The 7,112-nt window shown below is 66.5% G+C and carries 10 protein-coding genes; 7 read left to right on the forward strand and 3 right to left on the reverse strand.

Annotation, left to right across the window (positions count from 1 at the left end):
* The 3 genes from gspI to gspG are packed head-to-tail and all read right to left on the reverse strand — an operon-like array spanning position 1 to position 1,594.
* Positions 1 to 507: a type II secretion system minor pseudopilin GspI gene (gene gspI, locus AAF184_15340; GenBank protein ID MEO0423710.1), complete on the reverse strand. Its 507-nt coding sequence runs from the start codon at positions 505 to 507 to the stop codon at positions 1 to 3.
* Positions 507 to 1,121, reverse strand: a complete 615-nt coding sequence (gene gspH / locus AAF184_15345) for a type II secretion system minor pseudopilin GspH (GenBank protein ID MEO0423711.1) — start codon at positions 1,119 to 1,121, stop codon at positions 507 to 509. The genes gspI and gspH overlap by 1 nt, the downstream gene beginning before the upstream one ends.
* 35 nt (positions 1,122 to 1,156) lie before the next feature.
* On the reverse strand, positions 1,157 to 1,594 hold the full coding sequence (gspG, locus tag AAF184_15350; GenBank protein ID MEO0423712.1) for a type II secretion system major pseudopilin GspG: 438 nt from the start codon (positions 1,592 to 1,594) through the stop codon (positions 1,157 to 1,159).
* A gap of 153 nt (positions 1,595 to 1,747) precedes the next feature.
* On the opposite strand from gspG, the gene rrtA reads away from it, so the two are divergent.
* The 7 genes from rrtA to AAF184_15385 form a co-directional block, all read left to right on the forward strand.
* On the forward strand, positions 1,748 to 2,392 hold the full coding sequence (gene rrtA, locus AAF184_15355; protein MEO0423713.1) for a rhombosortase: 645 nt from the start codon (positions 1,748 to 1,750) through the stop codon (positions 2,390 to 2,392).
* 30 nt (positions 2,393 to 2,422) lie between these two features.
* The gene (gene fabD / locus AAF184_15360; protein MEO0423714.1) at positions 2,423 to 3,379 is read left to right on the forward strand and encodes an ACP S-malonyltransferase; all 957 of its coding nucleotides are present in this window, start codon (positions 2,423 to 2,425) and stop codon (positions 3,377 to 3,379) included.
* Positions 3,372 to 4,124, forward strand: coding sequence for a 3-oxoacyl-ACP reductase FabG (gene fabG, locus AAF184_15365; GenBank protein MEO0423715.1), 753 nt, complete (start codon positions 3,372 to 3,374; stop codon positions 4,122 to 4,124). Before fabD ends, fabG begins: the two co-directional genes overlap by 8 nt.
* 145 nt (positions 4,125 to 4,269) lie before the next feature.
* A complete protein-coding gene (gene acpP, locus AAF184_15370; protein ID MEO0423716.1) occupies positions 4,270 to 4,506 on the forward strand; it encodes an acyl carrier protein in 237 nt (78 codons plus the stop codon).
* 96 nt (positions 4,507 to 4,602) lie between these two features.
* The gene (gene fabF / locus AAF184_15375) at positions 4,603 to 5,841 is read left to right on the forward strand and encodes a beta-ketoacyl-ACP synthase II (GenBank protein MEO0423717.1); all 1,239 of its coding nucleotides are present in this window, start codon (positions 4,603 to 4,605) and stop codon (positions 5,839 to 5,841) included.
* A gap of 25 nt (positions 5,842 to 5,866) precedes the next feature.
* Positions 5,867 to 6,709, forward strand: coding sequence for an aminodeoxychorismate lyase (gene pabC / locus AAF184_15380; protein MEO0423718.1), 843 nt, complete (start codon positions 5,867 to 5,869; stop codon positions 6,707 to 6,709).
* Positions 6,706 to 7,112, forward strand: a 407-nt coding sequence (locus AAF184_15385; GenBank protein MEO0423719.1) for an endolytic transglycosylase MltG, incomplete at its 3' end; no start/stop codon positions are given. The genes pabC and AAF184_15385, both read left to right, overlap by 4 nt.

Consider the following 7,112-nt stretch of genomic DNA (forward strand, 5'->3'; position numbering starts at 1 on the left):
CTAGGTCTCCTCCCGCTCGCCCTGTGGCGTGCGTTGATCGTTCGGGGTTCCGGGCAAGCCGGGCGTCCCGGGCTGCCCACCGGGGATGCCGGCCCAGGGCGCTGGTGCGCCGCCGGGGGCGGGGGGCTGGCCAACGAAGCCCACCACCGTGGCGAGCGCGTCGCCGTCACGGGTGTAGCGCACCACCACTTCTACGCGGCGCAGGGCCTCGACTTGGGTGGCGCTGACTTCCGCTTCCCACACCCACTCGGCTGGGCCGAACTCCACCTCACCATCGGATCGCCCGATCTCTGGGATCGTCGGCAGCAGACGCAACTCAGCGACGCGATTGAGGGCGATCCAGCTCGCCATGGTGCGCTCTTGCATGCGGCCCGTGCCGAAAGCCGCCTGGTTGATGGTCTGGAACGCGGCCGCAAGGCTGAACGCGACCACGGCCACGGCCACCAGCAGTTCGATCAGCGTGAACCCCGCAGCCGATCGGGGCAGGGCTCGTCGGGCACCGACCATCACAGTCCCTCTTCCTCGGTGATCTCCAGGGCGCCGAAGGGCTGTCCGGTGAGCGTGTAGCGCCGCTCGGACACCTCGCTCTGGAAATGGAGCGCAAACGGCGTCAACTCACCGCTGGCCAGCACCATGACCTGAGGCGTGACGGTGCTCGCCTGCGCGGCACCGGTCTGGCTCTCGTCGTCATCCTCGCTGCCCTGTTCGCGATCCCGCTGGCGCAGCTGGCGGCGCTCCTTGTCGCTCGGCGTCAATTTGGCACCGCGCCCCTCCACCACCAGCTCGAATTCCACCAATTCCGGCAGCTCCCGCGGGCGCAGCTGCTCGATGTCTTGGAGGGGAATCCAGTTCAGGCCCTGGGGGTCGAACTGATGCCAGCTGTAGCTATCGAGGTCGATGTGCAGGCCCAGGTCGCGGCCCTGAAACAACGCTTCCTCGCTCGCCATCTGGAGCAGGGCGGTGAGGCGATTGACCTCACGCTCGAGCATTCGGTCGCCGCTCGTGGAGGGGAGGTTGATCACCACGGCGACGGCCAACAATGAGATCACCACGATCACCACCATCACCTCGATCAGCGTGAAACCGCCGGCGGATGACCCAGAGATGCCCCTTACACGCACGAGCGCGCTCCTGGCGTTGCGAGCCGAGCCCAGGCTCAGCTCGTTTCCCAGCTACCGATGTCGGCGTTGAAGCCCTCACCGCCCGGCGCACCGTCCGCGCCGAAGCTGAGCACGTCGATCTCACCGCGCACGCCTGGATTGACGTACTGGTAGGGGTTGCCCCAGGGATCGCGCGGCACGGTGCTCTTCTGCAGGTAGTTGCGGGTGGTGCCGGGGGGCGGGTTCACCAGCGCCTCCAGACCGACGTCCCCCGCGGGGTAGCGCAGATGATCCAGGCGGTAGAGGTTGAGCGCTGACATGAGCGCTTGCACGTCCGATTTGGCTTTGGTGACGCGAGCATCGTCGGCTCGGCCCATGACGTTGGGCAGCACCAGGGTGGCCAGGATGCCGAGGATTACCACCACCACCATAATCTCGATGAGCGTAAATCCGTGTTGACGGCCCTTCGTCACTCGGGGCGTTGCGTTCATCATCTCTCAAGACTCCCTGATCTCGTTACCGTGTTCATGTTCATACTGTTAGGGGCGCACGCCCCCGCGGAGATGCGGGGAGACGCGAGCGCCGACGACGCTTCTGCCGCCGACGGCCCAGAAGACCCCCCATTCTAGCAAACGGACCCGCAGACAATGAGATCTGGGACCCCACTCGCCCGCGAAATGCTGCGCCTGCCCCTCGCCGACTGGGCCGGCGTGGTGGTGCCCGTGGGGTTCGCCCTCACCATCGCTCTAGGGGGTAACGTCTGGCGACTGCTTTTGCGCTACGAACGAGACCTGCCGCTACTCCTGAGCGAACCCTGGCGACTGATTTCCGCCCATCTGGTGCACATGAACGGCGCCCACCTCCTGTTGGATGGAGTGGCCTTCGCGCTGATCTGGTTACTGTTCGCTGGCATCCTCCCGGCCCGCGCCTGGTGGGCGGCGTTTGTTGGGGGATGCCTCGCGATCGATGCGGGCCTCTACCTCTGGCAGCCCGAAGTGGGCTGGTACGTGGGGCTTTCCGGTGTCGAGCACGGTCTTTTCGTGGCCGGGGCAGGGTGGATGGCGCTCACCCGCAGGCCTGGCGCCGCCCTGATGGTGATCGGGCTTGGGCTCAAGCTGGCTTGGGAGGTGCTGGTGGGGCCTATGCCCTGGTCGACGAGCGCCTCGCGCGGGCCCGTGATCGAGGTCGCGCATCTCTACGGCACGGTGGGCGGTTTGATCGCCCTCGGGCTGCTGTTGGCCCTCGACGAATCCTGTCGCGAACGGTTGAGCGTGCGGCGCCAGGGCCAGTAAACTTCCGCGTTTGCGAAGTTGGAGACGCTCATGGCGCTAGCCTTCGTGTTCCCAGGGCAGGGGTCACAGTCGGTTGGCATGCTCGCCGAACTGGCCGCTGCCGAGCCGATGGTCAAGCAGACCTTCGAAGAGGCGTCAGACGCGCTTGGTTACGACCTTTGGGCGCTGACCCAAACGGGCCCCGCGGAAGAGCTGGCACGCACGGAGCGCACGCAGCCCGCCATGCTGGCAGCCGGTGTGGCCGTGTGGCGCGTGTGGCGCAATCGCGGCGGCCCATCGCCCACCGTCATGTCCGGTCACAGCCTCGGCGAGTACACGGCGCTGGTGTGTGCCGACTCCCTGGATTTCACCACGGCCATCAAGCTCGTGGAGTACCGGGGCCGGGTCATGCAGGAGGCGGTGCCCGCAGGTGAGGGCGCGATGGCGGCGATCATCGGCCTGACGGACCGCCAGGTCGCCAGCGCGTGCGAAGAGGCCGTCGCCGACGGTGGGGTCTGCGAGCCCGTCAACTTCAACGCACCTAATCAAATCGTTATCGCAGGGCACGCAGGCGCCGTCGAACGCGCCATGCAGTCAGCGCGCGACAAGGGCGCCAAGCGCGTCGTGCTCCTGCAGGTGAGCGTGCCTTCGCACTCCTCGCTCATGAAGCCTGCGGCGGAGCGCATGCGCGAACGCCTGGACGACACCTTGTTCCGCCACCCCCTGGTGCCGGAGATCTACACCGTGGACATCGGTCGCCACGGCTACCCCGAGGATATTCGTGATGCCCTGGTGCAGCAGCTGTACAAGCCGGTGCGCTGGGTGGATACGATTCGCTCGATGGTGAAGGAGGGGGTCCATGCAGTCATCGAGTGCGGACCTGGGAAGGTATTGATGGGACTCAATCGACGTATCGAACGGCGGCGCGAACTCGCGATCCACGGGATCTACGACCCTGCCACCCTAGACGAGTGCCTCACGGCGCTGCGGGAGATCGGTCGTGGTTGATCGCGTCCTCGAAGGTGAGATCGCCCTGGTCAGCGGCGCCTCGCGCGGCATCGGTGCCGCCATCGCGCGGGTGCTCGCCTCGCAGGGCGCCACGGTGATCGGTACCGCCACCTCTCAGGGCGGTGCCGACGGTATCGAGGCTGCCCTGCGCGAGGCCGGGGCCAAGGGCCACGGCCTGGTGCTGGACGTCTCGAACGATGACTCCGTCACCGAGGCCTTCGCGGCGGTCAAGGAGCTCGCCGGCCCGCCCACGATCCTCGTCAACAACGCCGGCATCACCCGCGACAACCTGCTCATGCGAATGAAGGGCAGGGAGTGGGACGAGGTGCTGAACACGAACCTCACGTCCATGTACCGCATGTGCAAGGCTGCCCTGCGCGGCATGACCAAGGCGCGCAAGGGGCGCATCATCAACGTCGCCTCCGTGGTGGGCCTGATGGGCAATGCGGGGCAGGCCAACTACGCGGCAGCCAAAGCCGGCATCATCGGCTTTAGCAAGTCCCTGGCGCGCGAGGTGGGCTCGCGGGAGATCACCGTCAACGTGGTGGCCCCGGGCTTCATCGCCACGGACATGACCGATGCCCTGGACGAGGCGCAGCGTGACGCCCTTCAGGGACAGATCGCTCTGGCCCGCCTCGGTTCTGCGGACGACATCGCGGCCGCCGTGGCGTTTTTGGCTTCTCCAGCCGCCGCCTACATCACGGGCGAGACCCTGAACGTCAACGGTGGCCTGCACATGCAGTAGGGCTGATGGGGCCATAAGTGCTTGGATCCCCGTACCTACCAGTAGTAGTCAGGCGGCGCTCCGCGTAAAATGCAGCGCCGCAGCGAAAGCCGCCCCGGGCAAGCGCCCGGTTTACACGAGATCCTTGAAGGGGAACTACACGAACATGAGCATTGAAGAACAGGTCAAGAAGATTGTCGCCGAGCAGCTCGGGGTGAAGGAAGACTCCGTCACCAGCGATGCTTCCTTCGTCGATGATCTGGGTGCCGACTCGCTCGACACCGTTGAGCTGGTCATGGCGCTCGAAGAGGAGTTCGAGCTCGAAATCCCAGATGAAGAGGCCGAGAAGATCACCACGGTGCAGCAGGCGGTCGACTACATCAAGAATCGTTCCAGCGACTAAAGTCGCTCGGTAACCCGCCGTGTCCGCGGGTCCCTTCAAGAAGCGCAGGCTGGACCGTGTCTCACGGCCAGCCTTTCCAGGCCGAGGTTGAGCAACATGAGACGAGTCGTAGTCACCGGACTCGGCGTCGTATCGCCCGTGGGCAACACGGTCGAGGCGGCCTGGTCCGCCGTGAAGGAAGGTCGTAGCGGGATAGGTCCGATCACGTCTATGGACGTAAGCGCGTTCACCACGCGTTTCGGCGGCACGATCGACGACTTCGATCTTGGGGCCTACCTCGCGCCTAAGGAAGCGCGGAAGATGGATCCGTTCATGCACTACGGCATCGCCGCCGGTGCGGACGCCCTGGTCGACGCGGGCCTCGAGGACATCGACGATGAGCTCGCCGAGCGTATCGGGTGTGCGGTCAGCGCCGGCATCGGCGGCATCGGCACCATCGAGCGCAACTACGAGGCCGCGCTGGAGAAGGGGCCGAGGAAGATCTCGCCGTTCTTCGTTCCGGCCAGCATCATCAACATGGTCGCCGGCAACTTGTCGATCAAGCACAAGCTGCGGGGACCGAACATCAGCGTCGTCACGGCGTGCACGACCGGCACCCACAACATCGGGCTCGCCGCGCGCATGGTCCAGCACGGAGACGCGGACATCATGGTGGCCGGTGGCGCCGAGATGGCCACGACCACCTTGGGACTGGGCGGATTCTGCTCCGCACGCGCGCTCTCGACGCGCAACGACGAACCGCAGCTCGCGAGCCGTCCCTGGGACGCGGACCGGGACGGTTTCGTGTTGAGCGACGGCGCCGCGTGCCTCGTCCTGGAGGAATACGCTCACGCGCGTGCGCGCGGGGCGAAGATCTACGCGGAGTACGGCGGCTTCGGCATGAGCGCCGACGCCTACCACATGACCTCGCCCTCGGAGGACGGCGACGGCGCTCGCCGTTGCATGACCGCCGCCCTGCGCGATGCGAAGCTCAATCCCGAGGACATCGACTACATCAACGCCCACGCCACCTCGACGCCCGCCGGCGATATCGCGGAGACTATCGCGATGAAGCGCACCTTCGGCGATCACGCGTACAAGCTGGCCGTGAGCTCCACCAAGTCGGTGACCGGCCACCTGCTCGGCGCGGCCGGATCGATCGAGGCATTGTTCTCGGTACTCGCCCTGGGTGAGGGGGTGATCCCGCCCACGATCAACCTCGACAACCCCGATCCTCAATGCGATCTCGATTTCGTGCCGCACACGGCTCGCGAAGCCCGCCTGAACGTTGTCCTGTCCAACTCCTTCGGCTTCGGTGGCACCAACGGCACCGTGATCTTCAAGCGCGTCGACTAGCCTCGACGCCTGTCGAACGGCGCTCATGCCCGAGCCTTCCAGCGTCAGCGTACCGGCCGATGATCGCGGCCTGGCGTACGGCGACGGGCTGTTCGAGACGATGGCCGTGGTCGCCGGCCGGGTCCGCCTCCTCGACCACCATCTCGATCGCTTGTGCAGTGACGCGCAACGGTTGTTCCTGACGACCGACCGCCTGGCCCTGCAGGGGGCGATCGAAGCGCGCGCCCACGCCCTTGGTCACGGCATCCTAAAGCTACTGTTAACCCGTGGCAGCGGACCGCGCGGCTACGCCATCCCCGCTGATGCGTCCCCGCGCCTTCTGTTGTTGGAGACGCCGCGCGACGCCGGGTTTGCAGACACCTGGTGCATGACGCCGCCGGCACCCCTGACCGTACGGATCTGCCGGACACCACTCAGCATCAATCCGACCCTCGCGGGCATGAAACACCTCAACCGGTTGCCCCAGGTGCTCGCGCGCAGCGAGTGGGCCGACCCTGGGATCGCCGAAGGGCTCATGCGGGCGGCCGGCGATGCCATCGTATGCGCGACCTCAGCTAACGTGTTCGCGCTCTGCGGCGAAACCCTCGTGACTCCCGCGCTCGACCAGGCGGGAGTGGCCGGCGTGATGCGCCGGGCGCTGCTCGACGTGGCGCAGGCGCAAGGCATGACGGTCATCCACGAAGATCTCACCATGGATCGCCTGCAACATCGTGCCGATGCTGTGTTACTGAGCAGCTCACTGACCGGCCTTCGAACGGTGGGGAGCATCGACGGCGAGGCGCTGCCCGTAGAGGGCGCGGAAGTGACCGCCCGCATCGACAAGCTACGGCGCGAACTCGGCCGCCGCGTCGGGGTGCCTGGCGCATGACCCCTCTGGTCTCTCGCATACTGGCGATTGCCACCCTGAGCCTGCTGCTGCTTGGCGGCGCCGCTGCGTGGGGAGCACACGTGGTATGGCGCTGGCTCGAGTCCCCTCTGCCCATTCCTGCCGATGCGGTGCTAGAGGTCGAGCCCGGTACCTCGCTCTCCGGGTTGGCACAGCGCCTAGCGGAGCGCGGCTGGTTGACCCACCCACGCTGGTGGCGTGCGCTGGCGCGTTGGCAGGGGGACGCCACTCGAATTCAGGCGGGGCAGTACCGGCTCGATGGGGACCTCACCCCCTCAGGCCTCCTGGCCTTGCTCGTGAGCGGCGATGTCATCCAGTACCAGGTCACGCTGATCGAGGGGTGGACCGTGCGCGAAGCGGTCACGGCGATTCGCGAACATCCCCA

Source organism: Pseudomonadota bacterium, from assembly GCA_039815145.1.
In the GTDB taxonomy this organism is placed as follows: Bacteria; Pseudomonadota; Gammaproteobacteria; order Steroidobacterales; family JBCBZW01; genus JBCBZW01.